This is a genomic window from Rickettsia slovaca 13-B, from assembly GCF_000237845.1.
In the GTDB taxonomy this organism is placed as follows: domain Bacteria; phylum Pseudomonadota; class Alphaproteobacteria; order Rickettsiales; family Rickettsiaceae; genus Rickettsia; species Rickettsia rickettsii.
In genome coordinates, this window is record NC_016639.1 from 806140 (window position 1) to 823523 (window position 17384).

Genomic DNA, 17384 nt, shown 5'->3' on the forward strand with positions numbered 1-17384 from the left:
AATATTAAATCAATTAGCAATCGTACGCAAGAACCTAGTATTAATATTTTTAAGGTAAATTGTAATGTCACAACTAGATGTTTTAATAGTAGACGATGAAGAGAGTATACGAAATCTCATTGCTGCAAATTTGAAAGATGAAGGTTTTAACCCTAAGGTTGCCGCTAATAGTACTCAAGCCCTTAAAATACTTTCCGAAAAACCGGTCTCTGCAGTTATACTTGATATTTGGCTTCAAGGAAGCGAAATTGACGGACTTGGGATTTTAGAGATAATAAAAAAACGCTATCCTTTAATGCCGGTAATAATTATTAGCGGTCACGGTACTATAGAAACAGCAGTAAATGCTATAAAAATGGGTGCTTACGATTATATAGAAAAACCGTTTAATAATGATAAATTAGTTATTTTACTTACAAGAGCTTGTGAAGTAACAAAGTTAAAACGCGAAAATATAGATTTAAAATCAAAGGTTATAGATAAAACTGAATTAGTAGGCGAATGTTCGGTAACTTTAAAATATAAAATGGCAATAGCAAAGGCAGCTACCTCTAGCAGTCGTATAATGATTCACGGTAAAGTCGGTAGCGGTAAAGAACTTGCAGCAAGATTAATTCATAAACAATCTAAAAGGGTTAATAATCCGTTCATTATTTTCAGCCCTACCTGTATGACTACGGAAAAAATCAATCAAGAATTATTCGGCGAATCGGAAAAGCAGGCAAATAATAAACGCCCTACTATCTTAGAATTTGCCAATAACGGTACTTTATATATAGATGAGGTCAGTAATATTCCTATTCCTATCCAAGTAAAATTATTAAAATTCCTTAAAGATCAAACTATTACAAAACCTTGCGGAAAAAATATTAAAATTGATATAAAAATTATCACCGGTACTTCTAAAAATATCCAAGATGAAGTTAATAACGGCAAATTCCTAGAAGATCTATATTATCGCCTTAATGTATCCTCTCTAAAAGTACCTTCATTATATGAAAGAAAAGAAGATATACCACTACTCGTTAAGTATTTTGTTAAGCAACTTTCAAAATTTTCAGGTTTAAAAGAACGTAGCTTTGCCGATGAAACTATCGCTGCTCTTCAATCCTATGAATGGCCGGGCAATATTAGACAATTACGTAACGTTGTTGAATGGACTTTAATTATGAATCCGTTAACTACAGGTAATAATGAAATTATAAAACCTTATATGATACCTTCTGAAATATTAGCAAATAGTGCTAATCTTACAAAACTTGAAGATAGCTTTGATATGTTATCTATGCCGCTTAGAGAAGCTAGAGAAGTTTTTGAGCGTCAATATCTATCGGCACAAATGAGTCGTTTTAATAATAATATTTCAAAAACATCCTCATTTGTCGGTATGGAAAGATCGGCTTTGCATCGTAAATTAAAATTATTAAGCTTACATATACCTCCTACAAATAGAATAAATGACGAAGAATATGAGGAAGCAAATGCTTAAAGTCATATCAATAATTACGATTTATTTGTTATTAAGCAGCTGCTCCGAATCTACTCGTGATGCGAACGGATTACTTACGGATAGCCAAAGCACGGTAATTCGGAATTATATAATATCGCAAAATTCTAAAAACCTTAAAGTGAACCTTAAAGAGAAGTTCGGTTCAAATTTAAAAGGAGTAAAATTAATAGGAGTACAGCTAATAAATGAAGATTTATCAGGAATAGATTTGACTTCCTGCGAAATATTACGTGCTGATTTTGCAGGTAGCAATTTAGAAAAAGCAATACTTACAAATGCTATAATTCAAGAAAGTAATTTTGCAGATTCGGTAATAAAAAATATTTCCGGATATAATTCTGACTTTCAAGGTTCAATTTTTCACAATATAACATTACAAAATACAAATTTTGTTCAATCAAATTTTAGCGATACTGCTTTTAATAAAACTACTATAATAAATGTCAACTTTGAAAATTCTAAATTTAGTCATGTATTATGGAGCAATAATACTATCGACGGTGTTAATTTTCAAAAAGCTAACCTACAGAATAATAGCTTTAAAAATACTAATATAACAAATTCAATATTTTACGGTACGGATTTAGAAAAAAGTATAATAAATAATACCAATTTTACTAATAATTATTTTGAATCTAGCAACCTAAGTCAAACTACATTAACAGCAGTAATAATTAAGGATTCTAACTTCACACAAAGTATTTTTAATGAAGTAAATTTTAATAACGTACAAAGTAATAACTCTTGCTTTTCATACGCTTCCTTTCAAGATTCAACATTACAAAATATTAGCCTTACTAAATGTGATTTACAAAATAGTACAATTAGTAGTTCAGTTTTAAAGCATTTTAAAATCAATAATGCGATATTAAATAATATGAGTCTAAACGATAATAAATTTAATAATTTATCAATAAAAAATAGTAATGCTAATTTTGTAAGGATTAATAAAACTAAAGGCTCAAATATTACTTTAGATAATATTAGCTATACTAATAATATTTTTAGCAATAATGATTTTAAACAATTTATAGTGATTAATACTGACTTAAACAGCAGTGAAATAATAAACTCAAATATAACTAACGGACAATTTAATAATATAAATTTTTCTAAATCTTTAATACAAAACGTAAATTTTTCAGATGTTAAAATTACTTTAGGCAATTTCAACCAAGTAGCTCTAATAAATTCCAATCTAACAAATACTGCGGTTATTAACTCCGTCCTTTCTAATTCGCAAATAAATAATATTAACTACCAAGCGTATTCCGGTTTTATTAATACTAATGTTTCTAATAATATTATTTTAAATAGTGATAATTCGAGCAAAATTCTACCAAATAATATAGTAATAAATTCGGTAAAAAATTTGCAAAAAATAACTCACTTAGCAAATATGAATTTAACAAATTTTGACTTGAGCAACTTAATATTTGATAGAGTAGATTTTTCAAATAGTATCTTTAAAAATGCTAACCTAACAAATACGGTAATAAAAAATTCTATTTTAAAAGAGGCTAATTTTTCTGCAGCAATACTTACTAAAACAGATTTTTCAAACTCAATATTAACAGATAGTATATTTAAATCAGCTAAAATTGATCAGGCGGGCTTTAATAACTCCGACCTAACAAATGCCGATTTTACCGAAACAGCAATTAAAGATACTTCGTTTGATAAAGCTAAGACAAGCGGAATGAAAGGAGTAGAATAATCTTTAAATACCTTGGTCCTTATACGAACATTCAGTATGTCATCCCCGCGTGGCATGCGTGGATCAGTAAATGCTCTTTATGTCATTCCCGCGAAAGCGGGAATCCAGTAAAACATATAAAAAATTTTTTATATGCTTATTTTGTTAAAGGTATAATTTTGTCCAATATTAAGGGTTATTTTTCTAGATACCTGCTTTCACAGGAAGAACATAGCATTTACCTTTGGTTGCTCTTGGAAGACTTTGCTTTATTAGTAGGAGTATTAGACGGTGTAAATGAATTATTATTTATAAAAGCAGTAGGACTTTGCTGCTTCATTCTATTAATAATTTGTTGTTGTTTAAGAGTATTTATCTTTTGTTTTCCGGCTATCCTTATAGATTGAGTAATTTTGGCAGTTTCTACAAATATTTCCTTAGGAGTTTGTAGCTGATCAATTCGCTCATAATATTTTTTAAGAAACTCTTCTTTTATCTTTGGCTTTATTCCTTTCAAATCAACATATGTTCTATATAACTTCTTTAATTTTATTTGTTGCTTGGAAGATTGGTGAGGAAGTGATTTAATCGAATTAACAAGACTACTACCTATTTCTTTTATAATATTAACTGCAGGCGAAGCTATTTTCTTTATTCCTTCATAAATTTTACCTAACCAACTAGCAATAACATCTAATAGTTTAGGCGCATATTCTTTAGATATAGGGGGTATATCCCTAATAATATCTCTCGCTTCAGTTAGATTATGAGCTAAATGGAGTAATGCTTTTTTCTCCTCTAACTCGGTAGAGCGATTAGCATATGAACTAGCTATATCTGCCTGAGCATCTATAGTATCGGTAATTATTGATTTAGTATCATTAAAAGAAAGATCTATAGGTGTCTTTTTTTGCGTTATAGGACTGTCTTCTCTTAATTTATCTAGCCTATCACGTATTGCTTGGTCTTTTTGATCATTAAGGCTTTTACTTTTTTGTTCTAGTTTAAGCTCAGATTGCAGCTGCTCAATTAGATCGTCTACTTCATTACCGGATTTTTTTGTGGGGATATAAGGTCTATCTTGGAGCTTTGCAAACCTTTCTTCTAATTCTTCAAGTGATGGAGGAGTGCCTTTAAGTTTTGCTAGTCTTTCTTCTAATTCTTTTATTATTTGATCGTCCTGCTTTTTCTTAGACATATATATACCTCTATAATAATTCCTAGGTTTTGTAAAAGAAAATTAATAAGATTTTTGCAATAATAGTTATTCCTATTTCAAAAAAATCTTATGATTTACAACAAAAAATAGATTAATTTAATTTTCCGCATGCAAAGCCTAGGTATTAATAACACAAACTACTAACTAAAATAAAGTATTTTTTGATATGAGTTAAGATATAATTATATAAAGCTAGCATTATCCGTGTGGATCAGTTTTGCCATTGTCACCTAGTTCCTTGATCACGGGGTCTAATTAAAAATACTAATAATATTAGTATTTTAAGTTGTTTTCTGGATACCACACAATTCAGCTAATTCTGCACGTGCCTTATTTTCTCATATAACTTTAAACATTTTTCTTTTTTAACCATTCCCTCACTTCATCAGTAGTGTAAGTTTTAAAATCAGGGGCATTAATTCTTTGCAAAGCAATTTTGCATCTTCTGAATCTTCTTGTATTTCCTGTAGATAATATTCAATTGCTTTACGTACTATATATACCCTTTTGATCTGTCTAAGTTTTTTGCTGACTATGCTAAACTATTATTTAGTTCGTCCGGAATAGTTAAATTCAGTCTTGCCATCTTATGACCTATCTTTAATTAATAACACATTACGACACATAATAGCACAAACTACAAACTGAAAAAAGCTATAAATACTTATCCAACACGTCCGACATAATTTTACGAGCTACAGGGGCGGCGGCTTTACTACCGCCTCCGCCATGATCAATAAAGACGGTAACGGAATAACTAGGATCGTGATAAGGAGCGAAGCCTAAGAACAAGGCATGATTACGCCTCTCCCAAGCAATAGATTTACGGCTTAAATCATCTTTAGCATTTAGTTTGCCTTGCACCTGCGAAGTACCGGTTTTACCAGCGAGCTGCCTATTTTTGCCTAAAATTCTATTATAATACGCCGTACCTCCCGCAACATTAACGGTATTATACAAACTTTCTTGGATTATTGTGATATTTTCGGGCTTAATATTGACATTATAAAATTCCGGATCATTTTTTAATATTCTAGGCGTATACAGTTTACCGTTACTTGCAATAGCTGTAATAAACCTTGCAAGCTGCATCGGCGTTACCCCTAGAAACCCCTGTCCGATTGCTAAATTAAAACTATCTCCTATTGACCAAGGAAGCTTTAATTTTTTCTTTTTCCACTCTTTTGACGGTACAAACCCGCTACTTTCAGGAGTTAAATCAATACCGGTTTTTGAACCAAGGCCAAATTCTCTTGCAACTTCAAGAATTTTATCCGGACCTACTATTCTTGCTAATTCATACATATAAATATTACAAGAATGCTTTAAAGCAGACATCATATCTAACGTTCCGTGTCCGCTATGATTCCAACATCTAAAGCTATTAGTACCAAGAGCAGAGCTACCGTCGCAAAAAACGGTTTTATTAGGATTAATGCCTACTTCAAGGGCTGCAAGTACGGTAATTATTTTAAAAACCGAGCCTGGAGGATAAGAATTTTGTATTACCTTATTAATTAAAGGCTTATAAGGATCACTCGTTAAACTTTGCCAATAATTTTCCGATAATTTACTGAAATGATTTGATTCAAAACCCGGAGTGGAAGCACAAATTAGTACATTTCCGGTTTTAGTATCCATAACTATTGCCGAAGAACCTTTAGGATTTAAATATTGCTGGATATTTTGCTGAAGAGACACATCGATATTTAAATGCATATCTTCACCCGATTTAGTAGGGGTTCCTGCTATTTCTCTTACCTGCTTACCGTAAGCATTTACTTCAACTTTTTTATAACCAAATGCTCCTCTTAGTTTATTATCGTAATATTTTTCAATACCGGATTTACCGATATTAAAATCGCTTAAACTATGTATATTTAATTCCTGCTTCTCGTGCTCATTTATTTGACCAAGATAACCGATTAAATGAGAAGTAACGCTTGAAAAAGGATAAAACCTTAAATAACCTATATCAATAAATATTGAAGCGAGTTTATGCTTTTGTTCTTCAATCATTGATACTTGCTGCCAATCAAGCTGATCAAATATTATTAAAGGAGTGTGGCGACTAGATTTTTTAATTTTTTGCTTAATATAATTATATTTTTCCAGAGATAAATTTAGAATATTACTAATTATTTCTAATTCATCCCTATAATTATTATTAATGCTTCTATCTATTACTAGCTGATAACATGGTTTATTAGTAGCTAAAATATTGCCGTCTAAATCGTAAATTCTTCCTCTAGTCGGTGGAAGTACAACGAAATTAATACGATTCTTATCCGATAAAGTCTTATATTCTTCGCTTTTAATAAGCTGTAAATAAAACATTCTTATTCCAAGCAACGATAAAAATCCGAGTTTACCTAATCCGATTATAAAGGCTCTTCGTGAAATTAACTCACCATGTAGTATTTTCTTATTTAGCATACTTTTTAAAGTAATTCATAGGAGAGTCAAGTATAAGACGAATTATATTATAAGAAAATATAGTTGTTAAAAATTGAAAGAAAATTATTAAATATCCGTCTGCTTCTAGCTTCTTGATTGTTATTAGTAAATATTTAAAATTCAATATAAATAAACAATAAACGCAAAAAATAATGAAATTTATTAAATAGTTTTTAGCTACAAAATATTTTGAAGATAATTTATAAATCGTATATGCCGATAAAAAAACTAGCGAATTTGTACCGATAGGCATACCACTTATTTGATCTATAAATAGACCGAGAAAAAATATGCTAAAAATATTTAAGGAATATAACGACATAAAATAATAAATAAATATAATTTCCATCGCCGGAAAGATTCTGCTTTGAATATTTATTTTATAACTCACTAACGGAAATAATATTATAAAAAAACATAGCAAAGCAAACAGCAATTTTAATATTATTTGTAAGCTATTTTTATATATTTCCTGTTTTATCTTTAACATAAATAGTTTTTTGTTATATAGTTTTGTACTGTGTCATACCGTGACTTGATCGGCAATTAGGTTATCATCCCACGACTTGATCGCGGGATCTATATAAACAACATTTTGTGTGGTCATTTTTACTGGACCCCGTGGTCAAACCACGGGGTGACAATAGAAAAATTGCAACCACCCAACGACCATATCAACCATATACAAAATATAAATTAATTTTCTATTTTGTACAGTTTTAAAAAATGAATATGGATTCTACAATAACTCACAACAACTAGGGTTAGGTCTTTTATCATTATCGCTAAGCTCTAATTCTTCTTGTGCCTCGGAACTTGTGGATATAAATAGTTGTTTTGATATAATATTATTTATTGTTGTCGTAAGATCAAAAGACTTAAGCCATGGGATAGGTATACTAGGTTTATCTGTTATATTTTTATTTTTTGACATAAAAACCTCCTTTTTAGCTTATAAATGCGTCATTGCCAGAAAATTTAGGCTTTTTGTTGCACAGATCGTTTTATGTCATTCCCGCATAGGCGGGGATGACATCAAGTAGGTTTTACCGATCTACGCAACAATGCCTGCTCGCAATGACAAAATCTATACTTATTAGGTAATATTTTAACTTTCTTCCTCACTTTGTTCTATCGGTTCTAAACCATATAAAGATATCATACGTTCAAATACTCTACCGGCAGTAGGGGCAGCCGTCCAACTTGCGGTTGCAAAGCCAAAGCTTTCTTTAGTCGGTTTCGGCTCATCAAATCTAATAAAAATAATATATTGCGGGTTAGATGCAGGCAGCATACCTAAAAACGATGACGCTCTACTATTTTTTAGATATTTCTTTTTTCCCCCTGCCCCTTGTGAAAGTTTTTCTGCCGTACCGGTCTTACCGCCGATAAGATAGCCTTTGACCTCTGCTCTTTTACCGTTACCTTCTTTTACTACCGCTCTAAATAATTTCTTCATTTGGGTAGAGGTATTTTCACTAAAAACTTTTGTACCTATTACTTTTTCATCCTTTCTTTTTAATAAAGTAAGATCGTATAAAGTACCGCCGTTAACAACCGGTAACATTGCTCTAACAAAATGCAAAGGGCTAATCGAAATGCCGTAGCCATACGACATAGTAACACTCGTTAACTCATTCCATCTTTTCTCGGAAGGAAATAACGGAGTACCTCGTTCAGGTAATTCTATTTGCAACTGATCTAATAGACCTAATTTCTTTAGGTATTTTTTAAAATTGCTTTTACCGATTTCAAGCATAATTTGACTTGTGCCAATATTTGAAGAATATAGAAAAATCTCAGGTACACTATGCCATCCTTGCCTTGGCGTATAATCCTTAAGCTGGAATCCTCCTACTTTCATATAACTTATATCATAAGCATCATTCATATTTATTGCACCGGTATCAAAGCCGACTGCCATAGTTAATGCCTTAAACACTGAACCCATTTCGTAAATCCCGAGACTTGCTATATTAAACAGCTCTTCCGGTTTGGCTAAACTCGGATAATGCGGATCGAAATCAGGCTTATTTACTAATGCTAAAATCTCGCCATTATTTGGATCAGCAATAATGCCTACTGCTCCTATGGCCTTAAATTGCTTTAAAGTTTTATCAATCTCCTCACTTAAAATACTTTGTAATCTGATATCAATAGATAATTGAAGCGGTGCTTTCCGATTCTTTGGTTCGTTTAATTCATAATCAGAATTAGTTAAATACTTATCATAAGCGAGCTCTAAGCCACTAAGCCCTACCGAGTCTCTACCTACATAACCGACAACATGCGACAATAAATTAGAAAAGGTATAAATTCGTTTCTGCTCTTCTTCAAATTCAAAACCAAGTAACCCAAGGCTAGTTATCTTTTCTTGCTGACTAGGTAGTACATCCCTTTTTACCCATATAAAGCTTTTATTTGACTTAAGTTCTGCAAGTAATTTAGCTTTATTAATATCAGGTAGAATTTCTGCTAGCTTTTTTACGGAAGTTTCAGGATCAAGTACTATTTGTGGATTAGCAAATAATGAGGCAGAAGGTAGGTTCACTGCTAATAAATTACCGTTTCGATCAACTATTTCTTTTCTAAATTGATGATTTTTTTTAAAGGAATTAATATTTTTATCGTAAACATTCGTAGCAACGATTATCAATCTGTAAGATACAGTACAAAAAAGAAAAGAAAAGACACAAATAACCATTAATAATCGGATTTTTGTATTTTTACTACAAACATTCCAAATTGTTAGACTTTTAATTGTAGGTTTCCATTTTTCCCAAATTTGTTTCATATGTTATTTATGGTGTTTCAAACACTAATATTTCCGCAATCCTTATGTCATTCCCGCGAAAGCGGGAATCCAGTACTTTAAAACCTTTTCAAAACTTGATTTGAAAAATAAAAAATCTTTAAAATCAAGATTTTTTGAAAAGCTTGATTTATCTCGCTTTACCCTAGATTCCCGCCTACGCGGGAATGACATCGAACGCTTTTTCCAAGCCATGCAACAATCCTACCAAGATACGAAGATCAACTTCAAAAAGAGCAAGGAATCCACAAGACGAGGAACGGAGCGTATACTTAATACGTGAGTACCACAGTACTTGTAGGATGACGTAGCCAATTTTTGAAGTTCATCGAGTATCCTTCACTCTACTCGAAACAGTCTGTATATACTTATTATTTGTAATTCTTTTGTAACGCCATTTACTACTCTTGGAAATACTAATATTATGATTAAATTTAATATTTTGATCGATATTTGGCCCTAACGGATCTTTTATCATTTGATAAGATTTAACTGTTTCTAATTTTAAATAAGCCGCCGCAAGTTTTTCCAATCTAGCCGGCAAAAGTAGATAAGCTTGCTCTGCTTTTAAAATATGAATATTATTATTCTCACTATTTATCTGTTTTACAACGCTACTTAATTGATAATCAAGAGTTGAGACTCGCTCCTTTATGCTAAACAAACTACATATTGCTATAATTGTTATCAATAATGTTAAATAGTGAAGCTTTCTTATACTCATAATTAATTACTCATATATCGCTTTTGCTGCTCGAAGTTTTGCCGATCTCGCTCTAATATTTAGCCCTACTTCTTTATCTGACGGTGCTAGAGCTTTGTTAGTAATAATCTTAAGCCATTTATTTGGATCAATCGTCATGTCGTCTTTAGCATATTTTGATCTTACTACCGGCTTTTCCGAATTTTCTTTAAAGAAATTCTTAACTATCCTATCTTCTAAAGAGTGAAAAGACACCACAACTAAACGTCCGTCTTTCTTTAATATATTTTTTACATTCACTAAAAACTGCTCTAACTCCCCAAGCTCATCGTTTACATAAATCCTAATGGCTTGAAAGGTTTTAGTTGCAGGATCAATTTTGCCTTTTCTAAATCCTATACTACTTCTAACAATCTCGGCTAACTTGCTTGTACTATCAATTCTTGCCGTTTTTCTATATTCTACAATTCTCTTAGCAATTCTTCGTGAAAAGCTCTCATCTCCGTATTTGTAAATTACGTCAGCTAGCTCTTTTTCCTCTGCCGCATTTACAAACTCCTCGGCACTAAGCCCTTGCCCGCTCATACGCATATCGAGTGGTCCGTCATGCAAAAACGAAAATCCTCTATCTGCTATATCTAACTGCATTGATGAAACGCCTAAATCCAGCACTATCCCATCAAATTTTTTTTCCTTAAGCTTTGCAAAACTATCCGCAAAATTTGTTTCTACAAAATCAAATCTCTCACCGTAATTTTGCTGAATTTCTTCGGCTCTTTTAATCACGTTTGGATCACGATCCAAGGCTGTGACATAACAGTTACAGCTTTCTAATATTGCTTTGCTATATCCTCCTGCTCCAAACGTACAATCTAAATAAGACTCACCGGCTTTTGGGCTTAAGGCCTCTAACATTTCATTTAGCATTACAGACACGTGAGATTGTATCATTAATGAGCATTCCTTAGAGTTAAGCGCTTTTCATGAGCAATTTTTTGAGCGGCATTTAAATATTTCTCAAAATTCTGCGGCTGCCAAATCTCAAAAATCACCCCTTTACCTACAAAACATGCTTGCTCTTCGATTCCTGCATGCTTCATTAAAGATTGCGGCAATATAACTCTTCCCTCCCCATCAAAGGAAAGTTGTACAGCTTCCCCGAATATCATAGTCTCAAACGCATCACGCTCCTCGGAATAAGGATCAAGCGTCTCTATCATCTGCCTTAATTTCTCGATATGCGAAATACCGCACACCTCTATACAATTATTCCTAATCGACGGATAAGCAATTACACCGTTAAATAATTCTTTACCTAGTACCGCACGGTAATTCGCCGGCACCGACACCCTACTCTTTTTATCAACACCATTTACATACTTAGATAAAAATACATTCATTGGGTTAATTTGGGATTTAATGGGAAATTATAGGATATTATAGGAATATCAAGGAGTCAAGGGTTTTTAACAAGGATGAGTTAAATTATTAAGATGTCATACCGTGGCTTGACCACGGTATCCAAAAAAATAATTTAAAATACTAATATTAGTATTTTAGAATGGATTCCGCGATCAAGTCGTGGGATGACAGAGGGGGAATTGATCCACACAACAACGCCATACAGGAATAACATCGAACCACACAACAAAGCTTAATCCAATGATTTTATGGATTTTTTAAAGTGATTTTCACCTTGAAAATTCATATTATTTAATATATTAATTTCAGATAAATGATTATAGTAATTTTATGGCTAAAGTTAGAGAAATAGAAACGATGGCTACTCTAATAACAGAACAAACATCTTCTTATGATACAGGTATGGTGTCTGGATATTACCTTACTAGAGCAAGACGACACCCTAACGCCTATTGCTTCTTCCAATTTTATCCCTAGCATTAGTTTATCGGCCATTCAAGAAGTACCACTGATATCTTCATCTTCTGCACAAGACTCCGGCTACAACATTACACTAGATAAACTATTCGAACAGTTTCACATCACTTACGGAGCATATTCTTTTTACCAATCCAAGTTTTTTCAAACCGCTCAACTAAAACATCTTATAAAAAAGATTTTAGATCATCAAGGTGATGATATCAATATTCAAGATTCGTTTTATCATACAGTTCTACATAAGGCTATTTACCGCAAACTTTATGATATAGCTGAATTTTTACTAGAAAAAGGAGCTTCAACAGAGTTAAAAGATTTAGATGGATATACACCTCTTCAATTAGTTATTCATGAAGGCTACACAGAAATGGTTAAATTTAATAATATGGAGCAGATCATCGAGATAAAAACTAATAGAATTAGTACCCGATGATAAACCTGAATTAAAAGCTTTTTTAAGCCTTGCAATAGCGTCTCAAAATAATAATTCTAGCACAATAGATAATTCTCTTGTTACCACTAAAGATATAGAAAAATTAAATGATACTACAAATTTCTATACCGGTTCAAGAATATCTAAAATTGTTGTGGTTGCTAATGAAAATCCTGAAGAGTTGGGACTTGAATTAGCTGGTGAGAATAGGTTTCTTAAACATACTCAATAATGATCTATAGAACTATTTTAATATAGGTTAATTTAAAAAATATTGACTTATTAATTTTTATTATGTTTTATTTGAAATAATTATTGATTAATGTTAATAATGATTTTATTTTTTACATAAATAAAGGTTAATTATGCCGCAACTTAAAATAGGTATTTTTAAAATACATAAATATTGTAAAAATATAAAAACTACAACTCAATCAAACGCTAACTATCCCCTAAAGAAAAAAACTACTGAACAAAAATTAAACCCCACTGTAAAATATAGAAATATGATCCCAACCAAGATATTTGGACACCAGATACTGAACTTCTTGGAACAGATTATGACACATAATTATAAATCTAGCATTCTTGACTACATATATATTGTGAACAAATGCTAAGTTTGAGCTTTAAAATCTAATTTATGTTTAATTTACCTATTGATAATATTATCGTATTCATATACCTAATATCTATTCTACTTATTGGTATATATTACCGAGCTAAAAATAGTAGTTTTAAGAACTATGCAAATGTTGAAAGTAAAGCGCAAAATAGTAAGCTGTTATTAATAGCTACGATATTTGTAAGTTCTGTCGGAGGAGCCACCACTTTCGGCATTATGGAAAAGGCTTTTTTGGGGCATGAATATTATGCTTACGCTCTTATACTTACAATACCTATAGATATATTAATTGCAATCTATATAGTGCCTTTAATTGCCAAACATTACGGAGCTGAAAGCATCGGCGATATCCTAAGTACATATTACGGTAATATAGGTCGTTTTATCGGAGGGGTTAGTTCGGTTATCGTTTCAGTGGGGTTTTTGGCTGCTCAAATAAGCGTCAGCGGCTATATTTTTCAATATATCTTAGAAATAAATGATGTAAATGGGGTAATTTTAAGTTATAGTATAGTACTTATATATACTACAATAGGCGGTTTACAATCTATTGTTTTTACTAATTTACTACAATTTTTGGCGATGATAATCGCTATACCAACCATAACTTTTATCAGTTTAAATAAAATCGGTTTTGTAGATTTTATTAATAACCTACCTACGGAAAATGCAAATTTTGATCGGAGCAACCTACTTTCTTATACAATTGCAGCAGCTTTAAGTTTTAGCGTCATGAATCTATATCCTACATTTATTCAAAGAGCTTTAATTAATAAAAATCCTACGCAAACAACTAAAGCAATATATGCAAAATCCGCTATATATTTTTTCTTCTTGATTTGCATTACTTTAAATGGTTTAATTGCTTATAAGCTTTATCCAAACCAACCGTCAAATTTAGTATTACCTTATTTAATCAACCAAATCATCCCAACTTTAATTCAAGGGATAGTAATGAGTGGACTCTTAGCTGCCGTTATGTCTACTGCTGATTCTGATTTAAACGTTACTTCTATAGCTATTGTTAAAGATATAATCAATCCTATTTTTAAGGTTAAAAATCAGCAAAAATTATTATTAATTGCTCGAATTATTAACGTTATAATAGGAAGTTTTGCAATAATTGTAGCTTTAAAATTTAGTAATGTAATTGACTTAGTAGTATTCTTCACTGGTTTCTGGGGACCGGTCACATTAGTACCGTTAATAACAACGCTTTTTGGTATCAGAACATCTAAAACTATAATGGTCTTATCATCACTTGGCGGAGCAGCTATCTTCTTAATATGGGAATATTATTCTTTATCGTTGCAATATTTCAACCTTAGAGGAGTGTTCATAGGGACAATGGTGAGTCTTGTGATATTTATTCTAGGATGGTGGTGGTATTCTAATGTCATTACGAAGAAAGTCATATAAAATATATTATCTATTTACTTGAAGTTTTAAATAATTCAATTATTAACCTTGAGTTAATATATTAAATTATGAGGATTTTATGTCTAAGCAAAATAGTATTGAAGGAAAATATAGCATAATAATTCCTATTGAAGACAAGACTGAGAGAATAAAGTTTAAGCTTAAATTCACGTGATGACGTTAATGGCAGCACTTTAGCTGATATAGCTACGTATTCAGAAAATATGCGTAATATGTATTACTCTACTAAGCAAAAAAATGATGCTGTTAACTCTTTAATGACAGGAACTTTAAATTATTCTATTCATAGTACAATGACTCCATATTATCCTGACTTAACTAAATTTAATATTAATGATTTATCTCAGAATGATGAACCTAAATTAATAGGCGAAGCATGCCAAGAACTTAAAGATCCTATTGAGGATATAAAAAGCTAGCCTTTTGCATGAATCCAGAAACCTGCTCGATGTCATTCCTGCGGAAGCGGGAATTCAGTGACAAGTAGGAAAATCGAGCTTTTAATTTTTTAAATTTAGTATGTCTAGACTTTTTAGTGACTGGATTCCCGCCTCCGCGGGAATGACATCGCGACTCATACAACTAGGTTTTTCATGAGTTATAATATTAGTTTTTTCTGTGCAAAACATTAAAAATCATCTCAGCAAGTAACTTGTTAATACCATTTACTTTAGCAAGCTCATATATGGTTGCGTCGCATACTGCTTTATACGAACCGAAATAATGCAGTAATGCTTTTTTTCGAGTTTCACCTACGCCCTCTATATCGTCAAGGCGTGATATTTTTATAGCACGTGATCTACCTAGTCTATGATTCTTTATGGCAAAATTATGTGCCTCATCTCGCAAGATTTGTAAATATTTCATAACCGGCAAATTCTTATCTAGAGTAAATACTTCCTTACCTATCACATGGAACTGTTCAAAACCGGCATTTCTATCTACTCCTTTTGACATACAAACAAAAGGAATATTCATTTCAAATTTATCCATCACCTCTTTAACAACGCCTAAATGCCCTTTGCCGCCGTCTATAATCATTAAGCTTGGCAATTTATGCGGCTCTTGCCTTAACCTTGTAAGCCGCCTTGTTAGGACTTGCCGGAGCATCTCATAATCGTTACCTTTTATGTCACCCCCGCAGTTCTTTATGCCATTCCCGCGAAAGCAGGAATCCATTAACCTTTTTGGATCCCCGCTTTCACGGGAATGACATACGAGAGAGGGAGCATGGACATTAAAAACCCGATATTCTTTTTTATCAAAACCGACTTTACCAGCAACTACCATCACTCCAACCGCAAACTTACCTTGAATATGGCTATTATCATAAATCTCAATTCTTTCAGGAATTTCAGAAAGACCAAATAGCTCTTTAATTTCAAACATAATCTCTTGATTTTTTGCAAATTTCTTCAAATACTGCTCTAGAGAAAATAAAGCATTTGTCTCAGCATTTTGAACTAATTTAGCCTTACCGCCTTTATTAGGTACTGTAATATTAAGCTGAAGTATATCGTTGATTTTCTTAATCGCCTCTATCACATTCTCTTTATCATTAATTTCATGATTAATTATAATTGCCGCAGGCACGTGTTGTTTTTGGTAAAATTGTAATAAAAAATATTCTAATACTTCTTCTTTGGTACTATTTTCGGTAGAAGTAGGAAAATAAGGAATATTACCGCATGCTTGCCCTGCCCTATATAAAAACACTTCCACGCAATAATGCCCGTTCTTTTCCACAATAGCGATTATATCTGCGTCTTTAACGACATCTGAAACCCCTGCCTTAAGCTGCACATAACTAAGTGCTTTAATGCGATCTCTAATTTCTGCCGCCTCTTCAAAACGCATCTGACTACTTAGCTCTTCCATCTTTCTAGATAGGTTCTCTTGGAGTTCTTTAGTGCGACCTTGTAAGAAATCTTTAACCTGAGTTACTAAGTCTCTATAGTCTTCCTTGTTTATTTTACCGACGCAAGGAGCATAACAACGTTTTATTTCATATTGTAAGCAAGGGCGAGTACGTGAATTAAAGTAATTATCCGTGCAGGAACGTAATTTAAAAATTTTTTGTAGTTCGGTCAAAGTAGTATTAACTTCCGCACTCGAGGCAAAAGGACCAAAAAACTTCCCGTCACTTAGAGTTTTACCTCGATATTTTAGTAATTGTGGGAAATCATGATCTAAACGTAACTTAATGAAAGGAAAAGACTTGCAGTCCTTAAGAAGAATATTAAATTTCGGCTGAAATTTCTTGATTAACTGTGCTTCTAAAAGTAGTGCTTCAACTTCGGAATTAGTGATGCTATACTCTAAAAAACAAGTATTTGCAATCATCCGAAGCGTCTTATTATCTAAATTGCTTTTAATGTAATTAGTAAGGCGTTTCTTTAAATTTTTAGCTTTACCGACATAGAGAACTTGCTTGTTAACGTCAAACATTCGATAAACCCCTGAACGTTCAGGAGCATCTATAAGTTTAGATTTAATTAACTCACTTCCGGTAATTTCTAGGGTCATGTGTATAGTGGTCCTATGTCATTCTTAGCTAAAAGCCGAAATCCAGAAAAAATAACCTTAATAT

The 17384-nt window shown here is 32.0% G+C and carries 15 protein-coding genes; 5 read left to right on the plus strand and 10 right to left on the minus strand.

All coding sequences use genetic code 11. The features are described 5' to 3' along the window. Positions 1–64 precede the first annotated feature (64 nt). The gene (locus RSL_RS04360; RefSeq protein ID WP_012719845.1) at positions 65–1489 is read left to right on the plus strand and encodes a sigma-54-dependent transcriptional regulator; all 1425 of its coding nucleotides are present in this window, start codon (positions 65–67) and stop codon (positions 1487–1489) included. Then, positions 1482–3227: a pentapeptide repeat-containing protein gene (locus tag RSL_RS04365; protein ID WP_014273610.1), complete on the plus strand. Its 1746-nt coding sequence runs from the start codon at positions 1482–1484 to the stop codon at positions 3225–3227. The genes RSL_RS04360 and RSL_RS04365 overlap by 8 nt, the downstream gene beginning before the upstream one ends. 217 nt (positions 3228–3444) lie before the next feature. On the opposite strand, the gene RSL_RS04370 is transcribed toward RSL_RS04365, so the two are convergent. The 9 genes from RSL_RS04370 to mraZ form a co-directional block, all read right to left on the minus strand. Beyond that, the gene (locus RSL_RS04370; RefSeq protein WP_014273611.1) at positions 3445–4404 is read right to left on the minus strand and encodes a hypothetical protein; all 960 of its coding nucleotides are present in this window, start codon (positions 4402–4404) and stop codon (positions 3445–3447) included. 675 nt (positions 4405–5079) lie between these two features. Continuing rightward, on the minus strand, positions 5080–6861 hold the full coding sequence (gene mrdA, locus RSL_RS04375) for a penicillin-binding protein 2 (protein WP_014273612.1): 1782 nt from the start codon (positions 6859–6861) through the stop codon (positions 5080–5082). Further along, the gene (locus tag RSL_RS04380; protein WP_014273613.1) at positions 6851–7372 is read right to left on the minus strand and encodes a hypothetical protein; all 522 of its coding nucleotides are present in this window, start codon (positions 7370–7372) and stop codon (positions 6851–6853) included. The genes mrdA and RSL_RS04380 overlap by 11 nt, the downstream gene beginning before the upstream one ends. Before the next feature lie 249 nt (positions 7373–7621). Further along, on the minus strand, positions 7622–7816 hold the full coding sequence (locus RSL_RS04385) for a hypothetical protein (RefSeq protein WP_004998106.1): 195 nt from the start codon (positions 7814–7816) through the stop codon (positions 7622–7624). A 174-nt stretch (positions 7817–7990) separates the two neighbouring features. Beyond that, entirely contained in the window at positions 7991–9676 is a 1686-nt protein-coding gene (locus tag RSL_RS04390; RefSeq protein ID WP_014419866.1) for a peptidoglycan D,D-transpeptidase FtsI family protein, read from the minus strand. 42 nt (positions 9677–9718) lie between these two features. Further along, complete coding sequence (locus RSL_RS09355; RefSeq protein ID WP_014273615.1) at positions 9719–9889, minus strand: hypothetical protein; 171 nt, start codon at positions 9887–9889, stop codon at positions 9719–9721. Positions 9890–10019: 130 nt separating this feature from the next. Further along, positions 10020–10418, minus strand: coding sequence for a cell division protein FtsL (ftsL, locus tag RSL_RS04395; RefSeq protein WP_004998104.1), 399 nt, complete (start codon positions 10416–10418; stop codon positions 10020–10022). 6 nt (positions 10419–10424) lie between these two features. Beyond that, positions 10425–11348 carry a 16S rRNA (cytosine(1402)-N(4))-methyltransferase RsmH gene (gene rsmH / locus RSL_RS04400; RefSeq protein WP_014419867.1) on the minus strand — a complete coding sequence of 308 codons (924 nt, stop codon included), beginning with the start codon at positions 11346–11348 and terminating at the stop codon, positions 10425–10427. Further along, entirely contained in the window at positions 11348–11797 is a 450-nt protein-coding gene (mraZ, locus tag RSL_RS04405) for a division/cell wall cluster transcriptional repressor MraZ (RefSeq protein ID WP_010977464.1), read from the minus strand. The genes rsmH and mraZ overlap by 1 nt, the downstream gene beginning before the upstream one ends. Before the next feature lie 413 nt (positions 11798–12210). Here mraZ and RSL_RS04410 point away from each other — a divergent pair, with 413 nt between their 5' ends. From RSL_RS04410 to RSL_RS04420, 3 genes are all read left to right on the plus strand, one after another. After that, positions 12211–12729: an ankyrin repeat domain-containing protein gene (locus RSL_RS04410; RefSeq protein ID WP_012736705.1), complete on the plus strand. Its 519-nt coding sequence runs from the start codon at positions 12211–12213 to the stop codon at positions 12727–12729. Between the two features lie 643 nt (positions 12730–13372). Beyond that, positions 13373–14773 (plus strand): sodium:solute symporter family protein, encoded by a 1401-nt coding sequence (locus RSL_RS04415; protein ID WP_014273619.1) that lies wholly within the window; start codon positions 13373–13375, stop codon positions 14771–14773. 224 nt (positions 14774–14997) lie between these two features. Continuing rightward, entirely contained in the window at positions 14998–15213 is a 216-nt protein-coding gene (locus RSL_RS04420; protein ID WP_014419868.1) for a hypothetical protein, read from the plus strand. Between the two features lie 187 nt (positions 15214–15400). Here the strand turns inward: RSL_RS04420 and uvrC are convergent, their stop codons facing one another. Beyond that, positions 15401–17320, minus strand: coding sequence for an excinuclease ABC subunit UvrC (uvrC, locus tag RSL_RS04425; protein WP_014273621.1), 1920 nt, complete (start codon positions 17318–17320; stop codon positions 15401–15403). Positions 17321–17384: the final 64 nt, after the last annotated feature.